Source organism: Acinetobacter parvus DSM 16617 = CIP 108168 (assembly GCF_000368025.1).
In the GTDB taxonomy this organism is placed as follows: domain Bacteria; phylum Pseudomonadota; class Gammaproteobacteria; order Pseudomonadales; family Moraxellaceae; genus Acinetobacter; species Acinetobacter parvus.
On sequence record NZ_KB849211.1, the window covers coordinates 783,387 to 806,830 of the forward strand.

General features: G+C 43.8%; 21 protein-coding genes and 2 pseudogenes. 7 read left to right on the plus strand and 16 right to left on the minus strand.

Features of this window, described 5'->3' with window-relative positions:
- Positions 1-106: 106 nt before the first annotated feature.
- A pseudogene (locus F988_RS05715) lies at positions 107-722 on the minus strand (IS982 family transposase).
- An 82-nt stretch (positions 723-804) separates the two neighbouring features.
- Between F988_RS05715 and F988_RS15060 the strand changes: the two are divergent.
- Positions 805-1,697, plus strand: a pseudogene (locus F988_RS15060) (IS3 family transposase); the annotation flags it as partial.
- A gap of 252 nt (positions 1,698-1,949) precedes the next feature.
- Here the strand turns inward: F988_RS15060 and yjgA are convergent.
- The 9 genes from yjgA to mazG form a co-directional block, all read right to left on the minus strand.
- Positions 1,950-2,486: a ribosome biogenesis factor YjgA gene (gene yjgA, locus F988_RS05725; RefSeq protein ID WP_004681698.1), complete on the minus strand. Its 537-nt coding sequence runs from the start codon at positions 2,484-2,486 to the stop codon at positions 1,950-1,952.
- A gap of 2 nt (positions 2,487-2,488) precedes the next feature.
- On the minus strand, positions 2,489-2,758 hold the full coding sequence (locus F988_RS05730; RefSeq protein WP_004678316.1) for an HPr family phosphocarrier protein: 270 nt from the start codon (positions 2,756-2,758) through the stop codon (positions 2,489-2,491).
- The gene (rapZ, locus tag F988_RS05735) at positions 2,755-3,606 is read right to left on the minus strand and encodes an RNase adapter RapZ (RefSeq protein ID WP_004681700.1); all 852 of its coding nucleotides are present in this window, start codon (positions 3,604-3,606) and stop codon (positions 2,755-2,757) included. Before rapZ ends, F988_RS05730 begins: the two co-directional genes overlap by 4 nt.
- Positions 3,607-3,633: 27 nt before the next feature.
- Positions 3,634-4,479, minus strand: a complete 846-nt coding sequence (panC, locus tag F988_RS05740; RefSeq protein WP_004681701.1) for a pantoate--beta-alanine ligase — start codon at positions 4,477-4,479, stop codon at positions 3,634-3,636.
- Positions 4,480-4,482: 3 nt separating this feature from the next.
- On the minus strand, positions 4,483-5,292 hold the full coding sequence (gene panB / locus F988_RS05745; protein WP_004681703.1) for a 3-methyl-2-oxobutanoate hydroxymethyltransferase: 810 nt from the start codon (positions 5,290-5,292) through the stop codon (positions 4,483-4,485).
- A gap of 39 nt (positions 5,293-5,331) precedes the next feature.
- Entirely contained in the window at positions 5,332-5,820 is a 489-nt protein-coding gene (gene folK, locus F988_RS05750) for a 2-amino-4-hydroxy-6-hydroxymethyldihydropteridine diphosphokinase (protein WP_004681704.1), read from the minus strand.
- Positions 5,817-7,271, minus strand: coding sequence for a polynucleotide adenylyltransferase PcnB (gene pcnB, locus F988_RS05755; protein ID WP_004681706.1), 1,455 nt, complete (start codon positions 7,269-7,271; stop codon positions 5,817-5,819). The genes folK and pcnB overlap by 4 nt, the downstream gene beginning before the upstream one ends.
- Before the next feature lie 139 nt (positions 7,272-7,410).
- A complete protein-coding gene (locus F988_RS05760; RefSeq protein WP_004681707.1) occupies positions 7,411-7,839 on the minus strand; it encodes a ComEA family DNA-binding protein in 429 nt (142 codons plus the stop codon).
- On the minus strand, positions 7,808-8,614 hold the full coding sequence (gene mazG / locus F988_RS05765; protein WP_004681708.1) for a nucleoside triphosphate pyrophosphohydrolase: 807 nt from the start codon (positions 8,612-8,614) through the stop codon (positions 7,808-7,810). Before mazG ends, F988_RS05760 begins: the two co-directional genes overlap by 32 nt.
- A gap of 102 nt (positions 8,615-8,716) precedes the next feature.
- Between mazG and F988_RS05770 the strand changes: the two genes are divergently transcribed.
- A complete protein-coding gene (locus F988_RS05770) occupies positions 8,717-9,493 on the plus strand; it encodes an SDR family oxidoreductase (RefSeq protein WP_004681710.1) in 777 nt (258 codons plus the stop codon).
- 173 nt (positions 9,494-9,666) lie between these two features.
- Here the strand turns inward: F988_RS05770 and F988_RS05775 are convergent, their stop codons facing one another.
- The 4 genes from F988_RS05775 to cysM are packed head-to-tail and all read right to left on the minus strand — an operon-like array spanning position 9,667 to position 15,197.
- On the minus strand, positions 9,667-11,973 hold the full coding sequence (locus tag F988_RS05775) for a RelA/SpoT family protein (protein ID WP_004681711.1): 2,307 nt from the start codon (positions 11,971-11,973) through the stop codon (positions 9,667-9,669).
- Between the two features lie 31 nt (positions 11,974-12,004).
- A complete protein-coding gene (gene rlmD, locus F988_RS05780; protein WP_004681712.1) occupies positions 12,005-13,414 on the minus strand; it encodes a 23S rRNA (uracil(1939)-C(5))-methyltransferase RlmD in 1,410 nt (469 codons plus the stop codon).
- Positions 13,415-13,423: 9 nt separating this feature from the next.
- Positions 13,424-14,239, minus strand: a complete 816-nt coding sequence (locus F988_RS05785; RefSeq protein ID WP_026040022.1) for a 3'-5' exonuclease — start codon at positions 14,237-14,239, stop codon at positions 13,424-13,426.
- A gap of 28 nt (positions 14,240-14,267) precedes the next feature.
- Positions 14,268-15,197 (minus strand): cysteine synthase CysM, encoded by a 930-nt coding sequence (gene cysM, locus F988_RS05790; RefSeq protein WP_004681715.1) that lies wholly within the window; start codon positions 15,195-15,197, stop codon positions 14,268-14,270.
- A gap of 149 nt (positions 15,198-15,346) precedes the next feature.
- On the opposite strand from cysM, the gene F988_RS05795 reads away from it, so the two are divergent.
- The 5 genes from F988_RS05795 to rsfS all read left to right on the plus strand — a co-directional run bounded on the left by F988_RS05795 (position 15,347) and on the right by rsfS (position 21,250).
- Positions 15,347-18,157, plus strand: coding sequence for a GacS-like sensor histidine kinase (locus tag F988_RS05795; RefSeq protein WP_004681716.1), 2,811 nt, complete (start codon positions 15,347-15,349; stop codon positions 18,155-18,157).
- Positions 18,158-18,275: 118 nt separating this feature from the next.
- Positions 18,276-19,064: a crotonase/enoyl-CoA hydratase family protein gene (locus tag F988_RS05800; protein WP_004681718.1), complete on the plus strand. Its 789-nt coding sequence runs from the start codon at positions 18,276-18,278 to the stop codon at positions 19,062-19,064.
- A 21-nt stretch (positions 19,065-19,085) separates the two neighbouring features.
- Positions 19,086-19,952, plus strand: coding sequence for an NAD(P)-dependent oxidoreductase (locus tag F988_RS05805; RefSeq protein WP_004681719.1), 867 nt, complete (start codon positions 19,086-19,088; stop codon positions 19,950-19,952).
- Positions 19,953-19,975: 23 nt separating this feature from the next.
- Positions 19,976-20,770, plus strand: a complete 795-nt coding sequence (locus tag F988_RS05810; RefSeq protein ID WP_004681721.1) for a hydroxypyruvate isomerase family protein — start codon at positions 19,976-19,978, stop codon at positions 20,768-20,770.
- Positions 20,771-20,851: 81 nt separating this feature from the next.
- Positions 20,852-21,250 carry a ribosome silencing factor gene (gene rsfS / locus F988_RS05815; protein ID WP_004681722.1) on the plus strand — a complete coding sequence of 133 codons (399 nt, stop codon included), beginning with the start codon at positions 20,852-20,854 and terminating at the stop codon, positions 21,248-21,250.
- A 40-nt stretch (positions 21,251-21,290) separates the two neighbouring features.
- Here the strand turns inward: rsfS and F988_RS05820 are convergent, their stop codons facing one another.
- Together F988_RS05820 and F988_RS05825 are read right to left on the minus strand one after the other, a co-directional pair.
- A complete protein-coding gene (locus tag F988_RS05820) occupies positions 21,291-21,908 on the minus strand; it encodes a hypothetical protein (RefSeq protein ID WP_004681723.1) in 618 nt (205 codons plus the stop codon).
- A 14-nt stretch (positions 21,909-21,922) separates the two neighbouring features.
- On the minus strand, positions 21,923-23,245 hold the full coding sequence (locus tag F988_RS05825; protein ID WP_004681725.1) for an ammonium transporter: 1,323 nt from the start codon (positions 23,243-23,245) through the stop codon (positions 21,923-21,925).
- Positions 23,246-23,444 lie beyond the last annotated feature (199 nt).

The window sequence follows — 23,444 nt, forward strand, 5'->3', positions numbered from 1 at the left end:
AAAACTTTTCAATAAGACTAAACAATTCCAACATTTCTTTCAAATATAGAACAAGACTTTTTCTGCTCGTTTTATTAATGATTCACTTATGTAACGTGAATTCGGTTTAAGCAGATTTTAATTCAATCGGTTTTTTAAAATCTGCTGAATCCCAGACTTATATCCATTTACAAACATCAAAGCATATAATGTTAAAGCAGCAAATATTGTAGTCAGTAGCCCTATTTTTGATCTGTGGCGAGTATGTTCAAGATCAAACTGGCTTTTCATCAGATGAGAGCTTCAATCATTCCTCGTTTTCTTAATACTGCACTATCAAAAGCATCCAGGGATTGGGGTTTCATATTTCTTTTTACTCGTGTGAGGAGTTGAACACCGACTTCCGCAAGACGAGATCTCCAATTCTTACCCACATAGCCACGATCACCAAACAATTTACCTGTGAGTTGTGAATGTTCAATTAGATCGGGCAATACTTTACGATCATCTACGTTACCCGTTGTAATACAATAAGAAATTAAGCGTCCGATATGATCACAAATCAAATGAATCTTAAAACCATAAAACCAGCCGACAGAAGTTTTCCCCCGAGTTGCACTATCGGCAAATACACGATTAATCTTGCCACAAGTGAGCATGTATTGCTCAACCTGCTCTGAAATATCAGTGCAGAAATCATCAATTAGGCAGAAAAGTGTTGTAAGCGGTGTGTCGATAGGCATTTTGAGATCATTGTTTTTTGTCATGGTTAAATTTTGACTTAAATGCCTATCCTTTTACAACTTCCTTATCCCGAATTCACGTTTTTTTAGAAAGTGTGTTGAAGAAACTGGTCCGCTTCAACCACAAAAGTTAATCGACGACTCACTTCAGATTTCAGTATCTAAGCAAGCTAAGCTGCTGAAAGTCTCCCGTGGTTGTTATTACTATCGCCCAAAACCTGCGAGTGCATCAGATCTGAAGCTGATGCGCTGTATGGATGAATTACATATGCAATATCCTTTTGCAGGTAGCCGTATGATGCGTGATTGGTTGAATCGTCAAGGACATCCTATAGGACGACGTCATACACGTACTTTAATGAAGAAAATGGGCATTAATGCGTTATATCGTAAACCAAATCCAAGTCAGGCCAATCAAGCTCAGCGTAAATATCCACATCTGCTCAAAGGATTGAGTATTCAGCGGAGTAATCAAGTGTGGTCTACGGATATAACGTATATCCCTATGGCAAAAGGTTTTGTTTATTTATGTGCTGTGATTGATTGGCATAGCCGCAAGGTACTTGCGCATAGGGTATCGATTAGTATGGAGGTGGATTTTTGTATTTCGGCTTTAAATGAAGCGATTAAAAAATATGGCCGACCTGAAATCTTTAATACAGACCAAGGCAGTCAGTTCACCAGTGATGCATTTATTGATGTATTGAAATCAAATGACATTCAAATCAGCATGGATGGTAAACTTGCGCAGTATACTGCTCATGGATTGATAATGTGATGGTTGAACGGTTATGGAGAAGCGTTAAATATGAGCAGGTGTATCTCAAAGCCTACAGCAATGTTTTGGATGCGAAGAAGCAATTAAACGCATATTTTGAATTTTATAATTTGAAACGACCTTATTCGAGTCTGGACAAAATGACTCCAGATGAGTTTTACTATGACCAGCTACCACAACAAAATAAGCTAGCTTAACTAGAGCAGAATATCACTTATAAATAAGCTTTTAGTTGTTCAAACATGTGGGACCACCTCTGTCTGGTTATTTGTAGTCATAAATTTAAGTCCCCACTTGTTTTTAAGTGGGGACTAAATTAAGGCTTAAAGGCTTATAGGACGAATTCATAAGGTGTGTTCATCGGACGCTTACTTTTATGTGCTCAATTTGAGTGTATTTCGAACAGAATTTACAAGAATATTTTGTTTTGAGACACACTCTTTGGAGCTTTAACCCTGATCTGATAACAGGGCCACTTGCTGTACATAGTTGACAAACTTGCGTTTAGAGGCTTCAAGCTCCTCCTCACTGACCTGCTGCTTGATATCCCGATGAATACGCAGTACATGCTGGCGTAGGGTATGACGTTCAGAGGCGTTAAACACCTTGCTGAACTCGTTAATAATTGGATCACCCTGGTCAATCATACGGTCTACCCAACGCATCAGTTGCATTTGTTTCTTCGCGCCCTGCTGCGGCGTTAAATAGGATAAAATGGTGCTTTCATCCTCATTGCGAAGCAACTTGCCCACACGCTGGAACTGGCGACGACGTGCCTCAAATGAGCTGATCTTCTGCACTTCAAGCAATGCGTCAATTAGGCGCTCATCGACAGGAAGTTTTTGAATCTGCTTGGGATTGAGTTGAGCCAGTTGCTCACCCAAGGCTGCCATACGCTGAACCGCCTTTTTTTGCTCGGTTCGACTCGCACGCCCTTCTAATGACTCAAAATCTTCATCGGTATAACGCTGGGGTCCACGTGCCACTATTACTCTGCCTCGTAAAATTTTGCTGCGAACAGCGTTTGAATTTCTTCCAGTGCCTTGTCTTCATCGGCACCGTCAATCACCAGTCTCAGTGTGGTGCCCTTACCCGCACCCAGCATCAACAATGACATAATATTCTTTGCATCAACCAGCTTGTCGCCCTTGCCAATTTGTATGGAGGAACGAAACCTAGTGGTCACCTCGATCAGTTTACCAGATGCACGTGCGTGTAAGCCGAGTTTATTAATTACATCAATTGTTGTGTCTATCATGACCAGTGCTTCATTTCTCTATGTAAGATTTGGACAGTCCATTTTGCCTCAAGGGCCTGCTTGAGTCTATCCACAATATAAACCGAACGGTGCTGCCCACCCGTACATCCCACTGAAATGGTCATGTAATGGCGATGCCCCTCTGCGAAAGCGGGCAACCACTTTTCCAGAAAGCGATAGATATCTTCAAACATCTCGTTGGTTTGCTGACTACCCTCTAAAAAGCGGCGCACAGGTTCATCCAAACCTGAAAAACGGCGCAGTTCCAGATCCCAGTGTGGATTAGGCAGATGACGTACATCAAACACATAATCCGCATCCAGCGGAATGCCATGCTTATAGCCAAATGATTGCAGTATCACGATCAACTTGTCCGACTGACCCAGTTTGGACAGCAGGATATGCTTTAAATCATGGACACTTTTATCTGTGGTATCAATATGCACGGTGGAACGGAACTGGATCGGAATCAGAAGCTGTTTTTCTTCCTGTATGCACTGCAACAGGCTGTTAAAACGGTTTGCCAGCGGATGCGGCCTACGTGAGGCGCTAAAGCGGGAAACCAGATCCTGATCCTGGGTAGTCAGGTAAATGATATCGACCGTACCGTGTTTTTGCAATTGTTCAAAAACATGGTCAAACTCCTGCATATCGGCACGGGTGCTACGGACATCAACGCCCAGAGCCAACTGCTCAAGATTATTCTCGTAATCCAGTTTTGACACAATTTCAGGCAACAACGCCAAAGGCAGGTTATCTATACAGTAATAGCCCAAGTCTTCAAGCACCTGTAATGCAGAGGATTTTCCTGAGCCTGATTGTCCTGTCACGATAAGAATACGCTTCATGACGTTTACCCTTTTTATTTTCTAGTTTTAAGTTTTAAAGTCGACCTGTAGGTTATCAATCAAACGTGTTGTACCCAGTTTTGCCGCAACAAATAAAACCACATTTCGATCAAACTGCGCAATTGGCTGTAAATTTGTTTGACGGGCCTCCACATAATCGACAACAAAGCCTGCCTGTGTCAATTGGTTAGAGATACTTTCCAGTACCTGCGCAAGTGCCTGCCCCTCATGCAGTTGCTGTTCGGCTTGCTTGAGCAGTTGGTAAATCGTGGGTGCAATCGCGCGTTGCTGTTCAGATAAATAACCATTACGGGAACTTAAAGCCAAGCCATCTTCTGCGCGGACAATAGGCACACCAATTACTTCCAGTGGCATGTTCAGGTCCTGCACCAACTGGCGAATGACCGCCAGCTGCTGGTAATCCTTCTGCCCAAAGAACGCGAAATTAGGCTGTACGATGTTAAACAGTTTGGTCACCACAACCGCCACACCGTCAAAATGGCCAGGACGTGACTTACCACACAAGTCATCGGTAATTTGACCGACACTGATATTGGTCAAGCGTGGCTGTGTGCCATACATCTGCTCTACAGAGGGTGCAAAAATAATGTCGCAATCCACATCCGCCAGTAAACGGCTATCCTGCTCCAAAGTACGTGGATAACTGTCGAAGTCTTCACCAGCGCCAAACTGGATCGGATTGACAAAAATGCTGACCACCACCACATCACAGATTTTCTTTGCGGCACGCACCAAGGTCAGGTGACCTTCATGCAGGTTGCCCATGGTTGGTACAAAACCAATCAGTTTTTTTGTGCTGCGTGCAGGAGCAAGTGATGCAGTCAAGCCTTGTATGGTGGTTTCTGTTTTCATGGATTACAGCTCAACTTGAAAAGTATGTTCTTTTGCAGGGAAAGACTGGTCCTGAACAGCGGCATGATAGGCCTGAAAGGCATCCAGAATTGCGGTTTCACCAGACTGTTCTTTCATGAAGTTACGCACAAAGCGTGCAACACGTCCAAAGGTTAAACCCAGCATATCCTGTACCACCAATACCTGACCATCGGTTTCATTGCCCGCGCCAATCCCAATCACAGGGGTATTTGGAAATAGTTCAGCGATTTCCTTGCCTAACTGAGCTGGAACACACTCTAATAATAATACCGCAGCACCTGCATCAACCACCGCTTGGCAATCCGCAATTAATTGATCTGCTGCTTCACGCGTTCGTGCTTGAAGTTTATAGCCACCAAATACGTGTACTGATTGTGGTGTTAAACCCAAATGCACGCAGACAGGAATACCATTACGTGTCAAAACTTGGACTAATTCACTTAACCAAGCACCGCCTTCAATCTTGACCATTTGTGCGCCTACTTGCATCACGGCTTTAGCATTTTTTAAACCATCTTCAAGCGTTGCATAACTCATAAATGGTAGATCAGTCATAATTAAAGCGTGCGAATTACCACGACGTACGGCTGCTGTATGATAAGCCATATCTTCAACTGTCACAGGAAGTGTGGAGTCTCGGCCCTGAATCGCCATTCCTAGAGAATCACCAATTAAAATTGTATCAATTTCAGCCAATTCCATCGCTTTAGCCATACTTGCATCGTAACAAGTAAGACATGAGAACTTACGTCCATCAGCTTTAAACTTTCTTAAGTCACTTAGACTAATCATGATGATATCCTCTGCAGGCATTTCCAGAACGAAACAGTCTTAAGCGTTTGCCCAAGACTGGTCTGCGATTACAGTCAAGCTTGCTTGCTGCACCAGTTCTAAATCTTTTAATGGATGGCCATTTAACTGTAAATGGGTATCGAGATCCAACAGGGGAACGACCACAAAATCACGTTCTAAAATTCCAATATGCGGTACGGTTAAACGCTCATTTTGAATCTGCTGCTGACCATAGATCAGTAAATCCAGGTCAAGGGTGCGTTCGCCCCAGCGTCGCAAACGGACTCGCCCCGCCTCTTGCTCAAACTGCTGCAATTGATCCAGTAAAGCTAAAGGCTCAAGTGCTGTATCCAGTTGCACAACCGCATTTAAATAATTGGGTTGATCCTGTGGACCCATCGGTGGGCTTTGATAAAGTCGGGAAACCTGAACTGGTCCCAAACCTGCCAACCTGGCAACTGCTTCACGCAAAATCTGCTGCGAATCACCCAGGTTACTTCCCAACCCAATATAGGTACGAATGGTCATTGCGTTGGCCCAAAAACCACTTGGCTTAAATCACGTTTTACCCGTTTGCGCTTGAGAATTGGATGATCAGCACCAACCTGGCTGGAATCACCTGAAGCCTTTTCCATAAAACGGGGGGTGGACTCATCCGACCTGACACGTTCTTTTCTGCCACGACGACTTTTCGGCTCAGGCACATTGACCAAAGGCTCAATTTCTGTCACTTTAGGCTCATCAACTTCAACTGTCTTACGGCGTGTTTTACTACGTTGACGGTTGTATTGACGAATTGCGACTTCTTTTTGATCGATTGACATTTCTTGGTAAGCTTCCCACCACATGCCCATGCCTTCGGTACTGCTATCACCCGATTTTTCACGCAGCAGCAGGAAGTCAAAGCCTGCACGGAAACGCGCATGTCCAGCCAAGGCTTCGATCTGCTGTGGTTTTGGATTAAGCAAACGGGTTTGCATTTCCCATACTTCACGAATAAAGGTTTCAGCAAACCGCGGAATGATGGTACGGGTTGCCTGACGTTTCAACACATCAAGCCCAGCCTGTGCACGGGCCTCCGCTGGCACCACACCTTTATTTAGATAAAAATCGCAGCGCTCTAAAAATGGCTTCCATAGCAACACCGCATAGAAAAAAGCAGGGTTGATGGTCTTACCAATTTGAATTCGTTGATCAGTATTTTTAGCTGCACGTTCGATGAAAGCTGTTAGATTTGGTGGAATTTCAGCAAACAACTGTTTCCAAACACCAAACTCAATCAGCATTGGTAAAACCTGGGTCAGGTGTCCCATGGTAAATAATTTTTGTGACTCGTCATATAAACGGTGCGGTGAAACATCCCGCAGCAACTGCGTCATCTCAACACTGAAAGCATCAAGAATGGATTGATCAATCTGGAAATTCAGTTTTGCGGCAAAACGCAAGGCCCGCAGCATGCGTACAGGGTCTTCCTCAAAGCGCTGGGCAGGCTCCCCCAGAAAACGCAGGGTACGGGTTTTAATATCATCAACCGCATGGCAAAAATCGAGTACGATGCCTTTACGGGGCTGATAATACAGGGTATTGATCGAAAAATCTCGACGAGCAAAATCCTGCTCAATCGTTCCCCAATTATTGTCACGAAGAATCATTCCAGATGCACTGGTCACCGCTTTTTTCGGAGGTGCACGGAAAGTCGCCACCTCAATCAGCTCACGGCCTGAGTAGACATGCGCCAACTCAAAACGCCGTCCAATAATTCGGCAACGTCGCCCAAAAACTTCTTTCACCTGAGCTGGGGTAGCATTGGTGACTGCGTCAAAATCCTTTGGATTAAGACCTAACATCATATCGCGAACACCGCCACCCACAATATATGCCTCATAGCCAGCTTTGTTCAGGCTATCAATCACATCGAGAATTGAGGGAGGAAGTTGAGCTGTGGACAGACCACATTTTGACGCGCGCAAGGTTTGCAAAAGACAGTGTCTCCTACGTCAGGACGTAAATAACAATTTGTCGCTAATCATAGCTCCAACCCACACAAAGGGCAATTTATTCTGTTGAAGTTTCAACAGATCATGCCTCTTTATTAGCGACACCATTTCAGAATTTCCCTTAAAGCATCAGCCGTGCCTTGTTTTTTTCCAGCAACTTTGGCCCAATCCCTTTCACATTCACCAGTTCATCAACTGTTTTAAATCCGCCATTCTTTTGGCGATATTCCACAATGGCCTGAGCCTTTTTCTCGCCTACACCATTCAGGGTCTGTAACTGCTGTACATTCGCCTGATTGAGGCTAATTTTATCACCCTGCTGATTTACAGAAGATGAAACAGGCTTTGAGCTGGTTTGCTGTGTTGGACGTGATAGATAATAATTGTTGTTAGGCTGTTTCGCCAATTGCTGATCCCGTGCCTGCTGCTGGGCTTTCCATTGGCCATAAGACTGGTCAAACTGCTGCGCATGCAGATGAGAAAGGCACCCCACACATAAAAGAATCAATAAAACAGCGTTATATTTGCTGCACGGATGTGGCAAGGTCATTGGTTTTTTCCTCAGGTTTTAATTGTCGTTTTGCTTGCTCCCAGAGTTCATCCATTTCTGCCAAACTCATTTCCTGCAAGTCTTTGTGTTGTCGTTGTGCCTGTTGCTCGATAAAAGCAAAGCGGCTTCTAAATTTATGAATTGTCGCCAACAAGGCCGTTTCACTCGACAGCCCAAGTTTACGTCCTACATTAATTAAAGAAAATAGACAGTCGCCAAATTCTTCTTGTATTTTATCGACTTCCTGCGTTGCAATTACCTCCTGTAATTCTTCCAGTTCTTCATCCAGCTTTGCATAGGCATCTTTTACCGTTTCAAAATCGAATCCAAGCTGGGCTGCTTTGTTCTGAATCTCATGTGCCTGTACCAAGGCGGGTGCATGCTTGACTTCATCCAGACGTGACTGTGGTTTACCCTGCTTTTCCTGCTGCTTGATCTGTTTCCATAATTCGCTGACCTGCTCAGGGTTTAGGTTTTGATCGTGTTCCGACTGAAACACGTGCGGATGACGGCGGATCAGTTTTTCACTAATCGCATCGACCACATCATGAAAATTAAATGCACCCTGCTCAGTGTACATTTGCGACTGGAACACCACCTGTAGCAATAGGTCACCCAGCTCATTGCGGATTTGATCTACATCGCCCTCCCGAATGGCCGCCTCTACCTCATAGGCTTCCTCAATCGCATAACGGGTCAGGCTTTCAGGTGTTTGCTGCTGATCCCATGGACATTTTTGTCTTAACTCCTGCATGATTGCCAATAACTTTTCCATGATGATCTCCAAACTAGGTACAGCGAAATTGTTGCAGCAGCAAACTGCTTATGCGTAATATACACGGATTCAAAAAATATCAAGATAAAGTAAGGGAAAGCAATGCAACAGAGTGTGTTTATTAGTGGGGCTGCACAGGGAATTGGCGCTGAAATCGCGCGTTTATTTCACAACCACGGCTATAAAGTGGGCATATACGATATTAATGAGGTACAGGCACACGCTCTGGCCAAAGAACTGGGCGAAAATGCCAAAGCGGGCTATCTAAACGTCAGCAATTATCGCCAGTGGCAAATGGCACTACAGGAATTTAAAAACTGGGCGGGTGAACTGAATATTTTAGTGAATAATGCGGGAATTCTATATTCTGGTGCATTTGAAAACACCCCCATTCAATCCCATCACAATACCATCGACATTAATGTCAAAGGGGTTTTAAATGGCTGTCATGCTGCATTAAACCATCTACAGAAATCCAGTTTTGCCCGAGTGATTAACCTCTCATCAGCCTCGGCAATATATGGGCAGGCCGATTTAGCCTCCTACTCCGCCAGTAAGTTTGCGGTTCGTGGTTTAACCGAGGCACTAGATGTAGAATGGCAAAAATATAATATCCGTGTACTTGATGTCATGCCGTTATTTGTACAGACCAATATGGTGAAGAATATGGATGCGGGCAGCATCCAGAACATTGGGGTGGACCTAACCCCTGCCGATGTAGCAAAACAGGTGCTGCACTTGGCTCAGCAAAAGGATCACGCCCTGATTCCAACCCATACGCCAGTAGGGATAAAAACCAAAATCATGTATCAGCTTTCCAGCATTAGTCCGCAGTTTGTGAATCGACTGACAAATATTTTCCTATCTAAACGCCAATAAAAAAGGGCTTCAACCCTGGTTAAAGCCCCTTGCCACTCTTTGATACCGAATTCATCAAATACATGATATGTCTGCTGATCAACCTCCATCACCGCATCTAAATATCACCCTGTGGTTGATATTAACTTTGCGCGAGGTATATCACAGATCATCCCGTCATGAATCTGCCGAAATTAGTTGCCTTGAACCAAACGTCTGGCACTGATAATGCCTGGCTGCTGCTCCAAACGCGCCAACAAACGGGACAATTGCGCCAAACCTTTGACTTCAATCAGCAGTTTCATGTTGGCAATGCCATCCGCTTCAGAAATGGTATTGACCTGACGGATATTGATCTGATCTGAGAAAATCACCTGGGTTAGATCCTTGAGCAAGCCACGACGATCATAGGCCTCCACCACGATCTGCACACTCTGACCACGGGTTGGCTGCATTTCCCAGTCCGCCTCAACCGCACGCTCAAGTTCCTGTGTGGTCATACGGATATAATCAGGACAGGCAATCTTGTGGATACTCACCCCACGGTTCAAGGTGATGTAACCACCAATTGACTCACCATGTACAGGCTGGCAACACTGTGCAATATGCAGCTCCACATTGTCCAGACCATCAATCAGGATGCCATGTGCAGACAAGGTATGGCTGGCACGTGGATTCAGGGCAGGTTTCAACACCAGCTCAGGCTCATCCTGATCCAGATGCATCTGACGATTCACTTGATTCATCAAGGCATGCAAACTGATATCACCACTGACTAAAGCAACTAAAATATCATCACCCGCTTTCAGGTTGAAATGAGATGAATAGTCTTTAAGATCGATACTTTTAGGGTGAATTGCTAAGCGTGCTAACTCTTTATTGAGTAACTCACGCCCCACCTCAACATTCTTACTACGATCTTGTTGTCTAAACCAATGCCGCAATTTGTCACGCGCACGAGCAGTTTTAATATAACCTAAAGAGTTCACCAACCAATCACGGTTCGGTTCACGATCTTTTTTGGTTAAAATCTCAACCTGTTCACCCGTTTTCAGCGTATAAGTTAATGGCACATAACGTTGATTGACACGTGCCGCATAACACTTATTACCTACCTCAGTATGTACATGGTAAGCAAAATCTAAAACCGTTGAACCTCGTGGTAATTCCTTAATATCACCATCACGACTAAATACATAAATCTTTTCAAAATTTTCAAAATCTTGAATTTGATCTATGTCATTTGACTCTTCATCTTCGCCATGTGGCGTTGTTTCAGTACGCTCTTGATAATGTTCCAATACCGCACGTAAAGAATGTAGACGATGATTAAATGAATGATCGGTATTTTTTGCACCTTCTTTATAATTAAAATGCGAACAAACGCCCAGTTCAGCTTCGTTATGCATTTCAAAGGTACGAATTTGTACTTCTAAAGATTTATTTTCAGCAATCACTGCTGTGTGTAATGAACGATAACCGTTGGCTTTTGGATTGGTGACATAGTCATCAAACTGGTTCGGGATATGACGCCACAACTGATGCACAATACCTAAAGCGTGATAACAGTCTGGTACACCTTTTACCAATACACGCACTGCACGAATATCATAAAGCTGATCAAAACTCAGATTTTTACTTTTCATTTTTCGATAAATCGAATAAATGTGCTTCACTCGTCCAGTGATTTCGGCCTGAATATGATGCATACCCAGTTCAGTCTTTAGCTTATCAATCACAAACTGAATATATTGCTCTCGCTCTAAACGCTTTTCATTCAGCAACGACGCAATTTCTTTATAACGCTCAGGCGCCAAGTAACGGAAAGCGAGATCTTCTAATTCCCATTTTAACTGTGCAATACCTAATCGATGTGCAAGCGGTGAATAGATCGTTAAAATCTCGCGTGCAACGCGTTCTTGACGTTCTTTACTTGCAGTGGCTAATTCACGTAAAGCATAAGTACGTTCAGCCAATTTGATCAAAACGACGCGTACATCTTCTGTCACTGAGATCAGCATTTTATAAATGCCGTTTAAGTGCTCACGCTGATTGTTATTAAAATGATCTTCTAAACGCTTATTTTTTTCAATCAATTCAGAGAGCTTACCCATCGCAAGCGTGCCTTGTACAAGACCAAGCACCTGTTCGCCAAATTGTTGTTGAATATCTTCTAAAGTAATTAAACCTTCGCGCACACTTCGATACAACACTGCCGCTGACAATGTATCTTCATCAACATGTAAATGCGCCAAAATATCAGCCATACCAATACCTGTACTAAAAGTATTGGTACGATGATGAACCGTGGTTTCTAATTCTTTTGCCAAGGTCAGCTCTGCAACTTTTTGAAGTTGCTTTAGCTCTGCCCCATCCAAAATATCACGCACTCGATCTAGCCAAGAGACCAGACCACTTTGCGCTTCAGCGGCATGTTCTACAGTCGTTTCCTCTGACAACTCATGGAGTCGTCCAGGTAACTGCTCACGTACTGTGACCATACCATTCTCCTCTGGATATGTAACTCATTCTCTAATCGTTTATTTCTTGGGTCTTTTCAAATTGCTCAATTTTTTCAAACAAGGCAATTGATTCAACATGCTCAGTATGGGTAAACATATCCATTACTGCCGCTTTTTTAAGTTGATAACCATATTGTGCCAGTACACCTGCATCCCTTGCCAGTGTTGATGGATTACAGGAAACATAAACGATTCTTTTTGCTCCAAAATTAGGTACATATTGCATAACCTCAAATGCACCTGATCGCGGAGGATCAATTAATAATGCATCAAATCCCTGTTTTGCCCAAGAATGATGCGAAAAGTCTTTTGTTAAATCTTGTGAAAAAAACAGCGCCTGAGACAATTGATTTGCTTTCGCATTTTCAGTTGCCCGTTGTACCATCTCATCACTTGCTTCAACACCAACGACCTGACCTGTCTCACCAACACAACATGCTAAAGGTAAGGAAAAATTACCCAATCCACAAAATAGGTCGAGCACTCTCTCTCCTTTCTGTAAATCTAGCAATTCACATGCCAAGAGAATCATCTTTGCATTTACACCGCTATTCACCTGAGTAAAGTCTAAAGGTGAAAATGCAAATTTAACCGCAAACTCATCCAGACTGTAGTGCAAACGCATAGGTGCTTGAGCATCATCAACACGATGTAAACTATCTGCGCCTTTAGGTTGCAAATACAACTGCCAATCCTTCAGTAACGCAAATTGACGTAATTGGTTGACATCCGAAATATTTAATTCATCTAAATGACGAATCAGCAATGCAACCTCGCTATCTCCCATCGCCAATTCTATATGACCAATATGGGCCTTGCCTGTTAGACTTTCGAGTAGTTTTCTCAACTCTACTAAACTTTCGGACAAATGCTGATCAAGAACATGACACTGCTGAATCGGTGTTAAATGATTACTGTGATGCTCACGAAAGCCCATCACCAAACGATTTTGTTTAGCAATATAGCGAACGCCGACTCGAGCACGACGACGATAATCTATTTTTTCAGAGCGGATTGGATCTAACCATTGCTCTGGTTGTAAACCAGCAAAATGTTGTAAATGTGACTTTAATACATTCTGTTTTAATAAAATCTGTTCATCTGGATGAATATGTTGCAAGCTACAGCCACCACACACCCCAAAATGTGGACAAATCGGATCGACTCGTCCCACAGCCGCATCACTTTCTAGCTTAACCATATCCGCTTCTTCTAAACGCGAAGTTTGATTGCTAATCTTGGCTTGTACTGTTTCACCCACGAGAGCATAACGAATAAAAACCTTCTTACCGTGCTTTTCTTTTGGATGATCAGGATGCGTGCCATAATGCGCAATCCCTCGCCCCTCATGAGAAAAAGCTTCGATTTGAAAGGTATATGTTGGATATTGAGCTGGGCGCTGTTTCGCTTTATGTTTCAAAAGATCAACCTAGTTTTTTGGCGCAAACGTATTTGCGGTGAATACAGTATATTGCGATGTCTGCCGCCATACCTGTAAAAATTCTGTTTGTTGTGTCTGTGTCTGTAAATAATCGGCTGTCGCCTGAATCCATTGCTGGTGCTCCTGTAGATTCAATTGACCCTTTAGTAATAGCCAGCGCAGATAGACCAGCCATGTGTTGAGCACATCACCTTCACAATAACTGGTCAGTTTTAACCATTGTTCAGTATGTACATACTCTGGCACATGATAACCCGTTTCACCACGCTTTCCAGGGAATCCCAACAGACAGGCAATGTCATCCAGCTTCTGGAAATTACGCCCATTAAACATCGCCATCACATCCATCAGATCAACATGGCGATGATGGTAACGGTTCTGGTAATTGTTAAAGCGCTTCTGGTTATCAATTTCACCCTGATCAAACAGGCTTGGCGCAGAAAGTCCATGATACATGGCACGGAACAGAATCACGGGCAGGTCAAACTGCGAGCCATTCCAGCTCACCAGCGTCGGCTGCTTCTTGTCAAAAATGGACAGGAATTTTGTCAGCATTTCAGCTTCTGAACTTTGCTCCTGACTAAATGAAAACAGGCGAAAGCCCTTTTCATCAAGCCATAAACCTGAAATACAGACAATTTCATGCAAGGGCAAACGCTGAAAATCGCTGCCTGATTCCTGACGGCGGATTTTGGTCAATGCCTGTTCCACATCGGTTTCAGGCAAATCAAGATGATAAAGATGAGCACCAGCCTTTAAGTCAGTCAGTGTTTCAATATCAAAAACTAAAATTGGAAAACGCAAGCTCATCATTCAATGTAATCAGTTAGGTCTAATCTTCATCTTGAACTGAAAACAGCCCTGTTGACAAGTAACGATCACCACGGTCACAGATAATGCACACAATCACGGCATCAGGTGTTTCCTCAGCAATTTTGAGTGATGCCCACACTGCCCCACCAGAAGAGGTGCCCGCACTGATGCCTTCCGTACGTGCCAGTTTACGCATGGTCTGTTCCGCTGCAAGCTGTGGAATATCAATGATACGGTCCACACGGCTACGGTCAAAAATGGTCGGCAGATATGCTTCAGGCCAACGGCGAATTCCCGCAATGCTCGCCCCATCTTCGGGTTGTAAACCGACAATCTGAATGTCTGGATTTTGTTCTTTTAAATATTTTGAAACACCCATGATGGTGCCTGTGGTGCCCATTGAGCTGACAAAATGGGTGATTTTTCCAGCTGTCTGTTTCCAGATTTCAGGGCCTGTGGTGAGGTAATGCGCCTCAACATTATCTGGATTGTCAAACTGGTTCAGGACAAAGCCCTTGCCATCCGCCTGCATTTGCGTGGCAAGGTCACGCGCACCTTCCATACCCTGCTGCTGCGTCACCTCAATCAGTTCAGCACCATAGGCCAGCATGGCATCCTTACGTTCCTGACTCATGTTATTTGGCATGATCAGCTTCATTTTATAACCACGCATGGCTGCAACCATGGCTAAAGCAATGCCAGTGTTACCGCTAGTGGCTTCAATTAAAGTATCACCAGGTTGAATTTGTCCACGCTTCTCTGCTTGGACAATCATGTTATAAGCAGGGCGATCTTTGACTGAGCCAGCAGGATTATTACCTTCTAATTTCGCTAATACGGTAGCTTGAGTATGACTTGCTAAACGTTGCAAACGCACTAAAGGGGTTTTACCAACATAATAGTCTAGTAAAAATTCATCTGCTAAAAAATCAGTTTGCGTATTCGTCATGATCGACACCGATATTAAGGTGGCGCCTATTGTATGAAAAAAATGGAACTACTGCACCTTTTCACTATTCTTTTTATTGGCTAGCCCGTACCTCTGTTTGCCACAAAGCATGCTAAGATATTGCACAGAATGATAAATCTGACCGCATTATGTCAAATTTCAATAAAACCCTGTCAAAACGCTTACGGCTCAATCATGCTTATGGACAACTGATTGCCCTCATTCTGGTGCCAATCGCAATTTTGACAGGGGTGGGAATTTTCTGGGTTTTATCTGAAACGACCAATGCGGCCAAACAGCAGCAACGCTCCGATGCCTCCGCCATTCTGGCACGCTACCACCAGACCGCAAATGATCTACTGCAACTGGTACAGCAACATCCTGACCAATATGACCGCGCCCAGAACATCATGCAGAAGATGTTTGATGAACGAAACCTGCAACGGGCGGCCCTGATTGACAACGAGGGGCAGACCTACTTAAGCGTGGGCTACCAGAACAATCGCTTCTGGCCAACTTTCCCTGACAACAGTAATTTCTTTGGCCCGATTCCACACAACCACAACAGTATTTATGGTGCCAAACTGAATAGCAGCAAGCCCGATTCAGTCTGGTTAGTGATTGAACTGGACAATCAACCACTGGAACTGACCCGTTATAAAATCCTGCTTTCACTGGTAGCGACAGGGCTGATCACCCTGATGATTTTACTATTTTGCCTGAATGTTTTTTCACGGCGCTGGCTGGCACCACTGTATGAAATCCGTATGCAGATGCAGCGCCTGAATGCCGATACACTGGATCAGCATATTGTGGTGAACAGTACAGGCGAGTTACGCCTGCTCCAGCGAGACATTGCCAATGTGGTTAAACGTCTGCATTTTAGTTTTCTGGAACTTAAAGAACATACCGAACAAACTGAGGAAGACTTACGCCGCACACTGGATACGCTGGAAGTTCAGAACATTACCTATCGTCAAGCACGTGACCAAGCGATTTCATCGAATCAATCTAAATCAGTCTTTTTAGCGAATATCAGCCATGAACTTAGAACACCTCTCAACAGTATTGACGGTTTTATTCACCTCTTACTTCGTCAGCAAAACTTAACTAATGAACAGAACCTGTATCTTCAAACTATTCGTAAATCTTCAGCTCATCTTTTAGCACTCATTAATGATGTCCTCGATTTTTCTAAAATTGATGCGGGCAAATTAGAGCTTGAAACAGCGCCATTTGATTTGGAAGAAGCTATTTTTGATGTGATGGACATGCTTTCGCCCTTGGCCGCACAAAAGCATATCAATATGGCGTTTTATTATGCCGAGAACATCCCACAGCATGTGGTTGGTGATGCGCTACGTTTCAAGCAAATTCTGACCAACCTGATTTCCAACGCCATCAAGTTTACCCCTGATGGTGAGATCATTGTCCGTGTCCGCATGGAAGATGAGGACATTGGACAATGCCTACTGCATTTTAGTGTGCAGGACAGTGGTATTGGTCTCAGTGGTACCGACCGTAAAAAACTATTTGAATCATTTTCCCAGGGTGATGCCTCAGTTACACGCCAGTTTGGTGGAACGGGACTGGGCCTGGCAATTTCCAAGCAGCTTGTTCATTTGATGCATGGTCAAATTGGCTTTGAGGATAATCAGGAACGTGCACCAACCGAAAAAGGTTCAACTTTCTGGTTTACCGCCTTATTCAAGCTTGAGCAAGCAGATGAAACAGTGGAGCATCCTCATTTCGACCAATTGAAAGTAGTGTCTTATCTGGCCCATCCTGCAACCGCGAGTGTGCTGCGCTCATATCTGGAAAACTACCATGTGGCGCATATTGAAACACAGTCAATTTTGGATTTATTCAGTCGTCTGAACCATTTAAATCAGCAAGAGAATACATGGCTCATTGTCGATCACAGTGGTGACACAGAAGCACTACTCAAAGAAATTCGTCAGCGTTACCAAGGAAACTTAGCCGTTTACGGTTATCAAATGAGCCTTGAGCCAAACATGCTGAATGAATACCGTGCCCGTCCACTGTATCAGCCCTTAAGCCGCCGTGAACTGGTGCAGTTGCTGGGCAATCAGCCTGTGTTTGAACAGGAATCTGAGGATTTCAATGGTCAGGGTTTACACGTATTGGCGGTTGACGACCATCTTCCCAATCTGATTGTGCTTGAAGCACTGTTGGGTGAACTGAATGTCACCACCACCAAGGCATTAAGTGGCCAGAAAGCGATTGACATGATTCAGCAGCGGATTGAACAAAAGCTGCCACCCTTTGACCTTGTGTTTATGGATATCCAGATGCCTGTCATGTCTGGAATTGATACCACCCGAGCCATTCGCTCGCTTGAGTCAACGCTGGATATAGGCATGCAACTTCCGATTATTGCACTGACCGCACATGCACTGGCCGATGAAAAACAGAAATTGCTAAAAGTGGGTATGAATGATTATGTGACCAAGCCAATCCAGATGGAACAGATCATTCAAATCCTGACCCATTGGACCAAAAATAACTTCTCTTCTCAGCCTGTCAATACTGAGCAGAAGCACCCGACAGAATCAATTGATCCACAGATTTTAAACTGGCAGCAAAGCATTCAACTCGCTGCGAATAAAGAAGAATTGGCACAAGACTTATTAAATATGTTGGTGGATAGTTTTGATACTGAACTCACCGAAATGCAGCAACTGATTGAACTGGAGGATTTTCCCCAGCTTGAGCATGTGCTACACCGTCTGTATGGTGCAACACGTTACGTTGGCACCCCAGCGTTACAAAAGGTTTCAGGGGAATTTGAGCAATTTGTTTCAACCCTGCGTAAAGAGCGCCGCAAAGCAGATGATGCCTTTATACGGGAAACCAACCATCGTTTTAATGAGTTGAACTTTGCGATTGATCAGGTGAGACAGGCCGCCAGCCTGATTTTACATTCCCACGATACCTAGGGTCTGCTGGCATCTACAAGATGCTGGTCATCACCGCTATTTGTGACTGTGGTGTCATGTTTTAGCTAAAAGACTCATGTTATGCTGCCCATCATTGAACACAATAAGAGTAAGGCAAATGGCACTGTTACGAGTTGAAAAGAACCATGGAATTGCAACGGTTTACCTTAACCGTCCAGAAAAACGCAACGCCATGAGTTTTGCGTTATTAAAAGAGCTGGTGGCAACTGCAAAGAAAATTGAAAAAGACCGTTCGATTCGTTGCGTCATTTTAACGGGTGAGGCACAGGTATTTAGTGCGGGTATTGACCTATCTGACCTGAACAACCCTAAAAATACCGCATTTGCCGCATGGGAACTGATCAAGCCAGGTCAAAGCCTGTTTCAGAAAGCATTCCTGATTTGGCAAAACCTGCCAATTCCAGTGATTGCGGCCATTGAGGGCTATTGCTTTGGGGCGGGCATGCAGCTTGCACTTGCTGCGGATATCCGTATTGCAACGCCAACCACCCAAATGTCAATTATGGAAAGCCGCTGGGGACTGGTTCCAGATATGGGCTTGACTCGCTCGCTCAAAGGTTTAATTGGTGTTGATTTAGCAAAAGAACTGACCTTGACCGCACGTGTCTTTGATGCAGAATACGCCAAAGAAATTGGTTTGGTCACACATCTGGACAACAATCCGTTGGCAAAGGCCAATGTGATTGCACAGGAAATCCTACAACGTTCACCAGATGCCATTATGGCAGCCAAACGCGTTTTAGATGCTATGGAACATCAACCTGAAAAGTCGCTCCGTTTAGAAAAACTTTGGCAGCTTAAGCTGTTATTAGGTAAAAATAGTAGCCTTGCACGCAAGAAAGACAAGAATCCTGAGATTCAGTTCTTACCGCGTCAGTATAAGTAATTACAGTTTGGATAAATTCACATGCGTGTTGATCAACAAACACCCATCGCTTTTTTAGGTATGGGGTTAATGGGAAGTCGAATGACAACCCGATTATTACAGGCGGGTTATACGGTGGCGGTTTGGAACCGTAGCCCTCATGCATGTGAGCCACTTATTCAACAGGGCGCGGTAACTTTAGCTTTGGAAAATATTGGAAATTATCCCGTTATCCTCACCTGTCTGGCTGATGATCAGGCTGTTCAAAGCGTTTTTGCCCAAATCCAGCCTTATTTACAAGCCAGGCAAGTCATTGTTGATTTCTCCAGTTTATCCGTTTCAGCAACTCAGCAACTGGCCCAATCTGCCCAGCAGCAAGGTGTCATCTGGATTGACTCACCTGTCTCTGGTGGAACAATGGGGGCAGAACAAGGCACATTGGTTATTTTTGCAGGTGGAGATGCGCACGTCATCCAAGCACTCGAGCCTATTTATAAGGTCTTATGCCAACGTGTGACCCGTATGGGTGAAACAGGGACTGGACAAGCCACCAAAATTTGTAATCAATTAATTGTTGCAGCAAATAGCACGTTGATCGCAGAAGCGGTTGCATTAGCGAGCCAAGCAGGTGTAGATACTAACTTGCTTGCCCCTGCTCTCGCGGGCGGTTTTGCAGATTCTAAACCATTTCAAATTTTAGCTCCTCGTATGGCAACCCATACTTTCGAGCCTGTGCAATGGAAAGTACAGACCTTATCCAAAGACCTTAACAATGCATTAAAACTTGCACATAGTTTTAACTTAAATATACCTGTTGCACAAAAAGCTCTACTACAGTTACAAGCCCACCAAGAAAACGGCTTTGCTGATAATGATTTAGCGACTATTATTCAATATATAGAGCAATAATAATTGATTGAAGGAGATTGAATATGAGCCATCTTGCAGTCAATTTGTCTATGATTTTTAAGGAAGTCCCTTTGATTGAGCGTTTTGCTTTAGCTCATACACATGGCTTCCAACATATCGAAATTCAGTTTCCATATGAATTAGAAATTTTTGATATTCAAACTCAGCTTGAACAATACGATCTCTCACTTTGCCTCATTAATGTGCCTGCTGGCGATTTAATGCAGGGCGGTAATGGCCTAGCAGGTATTCCTGGAAAAGAAATTGAATTTCATCATGCCCTTATGCTTGCAATTCGTTATGCAAAGGCCTTGAATGTTCCTCGAGTCAATATTCTAGCTGGTAAACAGCCTCAAGATGCTGACCTCTTACCCTGTTTAAATACCTTAGCAAGCAATCTCAAACTGGCCTGCCACATGCTGACAGAGCAAGGGATTGAACCTGTTTTTGAAATGATCAACGGCACCGACATGCCACGCTTTTTGGTGCAGAATATTGCACAGGCACAGGAAATGCTGGAGGCTATCAACCATCCCGCACTGAAAATGCAATACGACTGCTACCATATGGCCATGATGGGTGAAGATGTTTTGACTGGTTTGCAAGAAAATTTGCATCAAATTGGTCATATTCAATTTGCTGATTGTCCAAGCCGACACGAACCTGACACAGGAAATATTCCCTATAAGCAAATTTTTGACTGGTTACGTCAAAGTGACTATCGAGGTTATATTGGTGCAGAATACCGACCAAAAACTCAATCAGATCAATCTTTTGCATGGAAAGAAAAGTACTTTTCCAATGACGTGAATACATAAACTGTTACTGCTGAAATTTGAATTTTATAGAGAAAAACGGTATATTTGACGATGAGCAATTGTCAGGAAAATATACCCTCTATGAATTTAGAACCATCGCCCAGCGCTTCTAATTCTCACGACCTAAAAACCAAAACAGCAAACAAAGATGTACATGCTTGTTTAAAAGTTGTACATGAAGCCCTTACTGATGTAAAAGCCAAAGATATTCTAGAACTTGATGTAAGTTCTATTAGTAATATTGCCGATGCAATTGTGATTGCAAGTGGCACCTCAACCCGTCATGTTAAAGCCCTTGCGGACAATGTTGCTGATGAAGCACGTAAAGCAGGTTTTCGCCCAATTGGTGTTGAGGGTGAAAGAGACGCTGAATGGATCCTCATTGACCTTGGTTTCGTTGTGGTACACGTGATGTTGCCAACAGCCCGTAAATTCTATGACCTTGAAAGTTTATGGCGCGCACCTGAATCCGTTGCCTAAAGCTTAAGAAAAGCGACCAATAAGGTCGCTTTTTTCATTCCTACAACAACTGGCTTAAGTCGACTGCTGGATAATGCTGTTTTATTTCATGCTTAATCTGTGCATACAGTTGATCCGCCTTGCCTGGACCATAAAAACTACAGTAGATCGCATACAGCGTTGTAATCATAACCGCATAAGCCTCTTTCGGCATTTGCATCAAGCACTGCTTCTCTGAACCTGCAATATACCAATATCCAGCAAGTAAACGATGTTTCTTCATTTTGCCCTGAATTTCTGCCACAAAATCCAGATAATCAGGTTGACTGACACCTTTTAACACGCCCATCACAAAGTCATGGAACGCCTGAAACAGGTCCAGTGTTCCAGGGCTTGCCTCGACAGCCACAACCTCTTTATCCGTTTTTACCTTGAGGCGTTCCTGTTTCTCAACCACCGAAATTTCATGCAATACCTGCCGCAACATCTCCTTGCGTTGCAAGCGCAGGTCATCACTGGTACAAATTTCACTGAGAAAACGATTTAATACAAAGGATGGCTGGTGACCATATTCACTTTCCCAGTACTGTAAAACACGTTGCAAAACGGTATCTGGCAAGAACTGTGCAAGCCCCTTTTCCACTGCCAGCCTTTTTTGTTCAATGCTTAATTCAGCCATAACAATCACCTCCCTTAATGGCGATGAGTGATATTTTCAGTTTCAAAAGTGACATCCCTCTGAAACTCTGGGTATGACAATTCAGCATGTTCAGTATAATCCAGCCCCCGTTGTTCATGTTGCGGGGAAACCCTTAAGCCACCAAGAACCTTGTCGAGCACCTTAAACATGATAAACGCAGCACCAAAGCCCCAGACAAATGCGGCCCCCACACCCAAAGTCTGAACTGAGATCACATCAAGGTTAAACGGTTTCTCCAGAAAGAAGATACCTGCGGCAATGGTTCCCCATGCTCCACACACCCCATGTACTGCAACAGCATCCACCACATCATCCAGCCGCATCTTTTCAATCAACAAAGGTACAAAAGTCATCAGCAAACCTGCTATAGCGCCTGTGATAACCGCAAATACGGGGGACATGGTGGCACAACCCGCCGTGATTGAAACCAGACCGCCCAGTGATGCGTTAATAGTATTGCGCATGAGCACCGCCTTGGATTGAAGCAAGGCCAGAACCATATACGTTGCAGCCGCAGCACAGGCAGCCAAATGCGTGTTGAGGGCAATACGTCCAATGCTCACACTTGCAGCAACCGTGGATGCCGCATTAAACCCAAACCACGCAAACCATAGCACAAAGCCACCCAATGCCACCAAGGGCAGATTATGTCCTGCCAAAAAATGACTTTGCCCTTTACGACCAAAGCGTCCCAAACGTGGTCCCAACACAATAATGCCTGCGAGTGCCACCCATCCACCAATTGAATGCACCACAGTTGAACCAGCAAAATCAATAAACCCCAAAGCTTTCAGCCAGCCATCACCACCGAACAGGCCGCCCCATGCCCAGCTACCAAATACAGGGTAAATGATGCCACTTACAAAAACCGCACTGACCACATAAGCCACAAAATGTATTCGCTCTGCCATGGCACCGCTGGCAATCGTGGTGGCTGTCGCCGCAAACATCATCTGAAAGAACAACAGGTTCCAGTGCCAGTCATCCAGTTGATCTGGCATGAAATGACTGAGTCCGATCCACCCTGTTTGATTCAGGCCAAACATCAGGCCAAAGCCAAACAGCCAAAAAATAAGTCCTCCAATACAGGTATCCATATAGTTCTTCATGAGTACATTCACGGTATTCTTACTACGAACAGATCCGCTTTCGATTAAAGCAAATCCTGCTTGCATAAAGAAAACTAAAATTCCTCCAACGACCACCCACACGCTATCCAGAGAAATACGGATTTCCTGAATATTTGTCGTGGTTTCAGCAGATGCATGGGAGGTGAGAGATAGTAAAAACAGCAATACTAAAATTATACTTTTCATAGAATTCCCCTAAAAAATCATCTAATCCAATGCAAAAAAAATGCCAAAATAAATTATTTTTTCCTTTTAATAATTCATCGATTTATATTTATTCATCATAAAAAAATGATCTAAACTAAATACTTAATATCCAAACCTTTATACACCTTTTATCAACAACAATCTCTTCTTCCATTTCAAATTTGACATGACAAGTTGT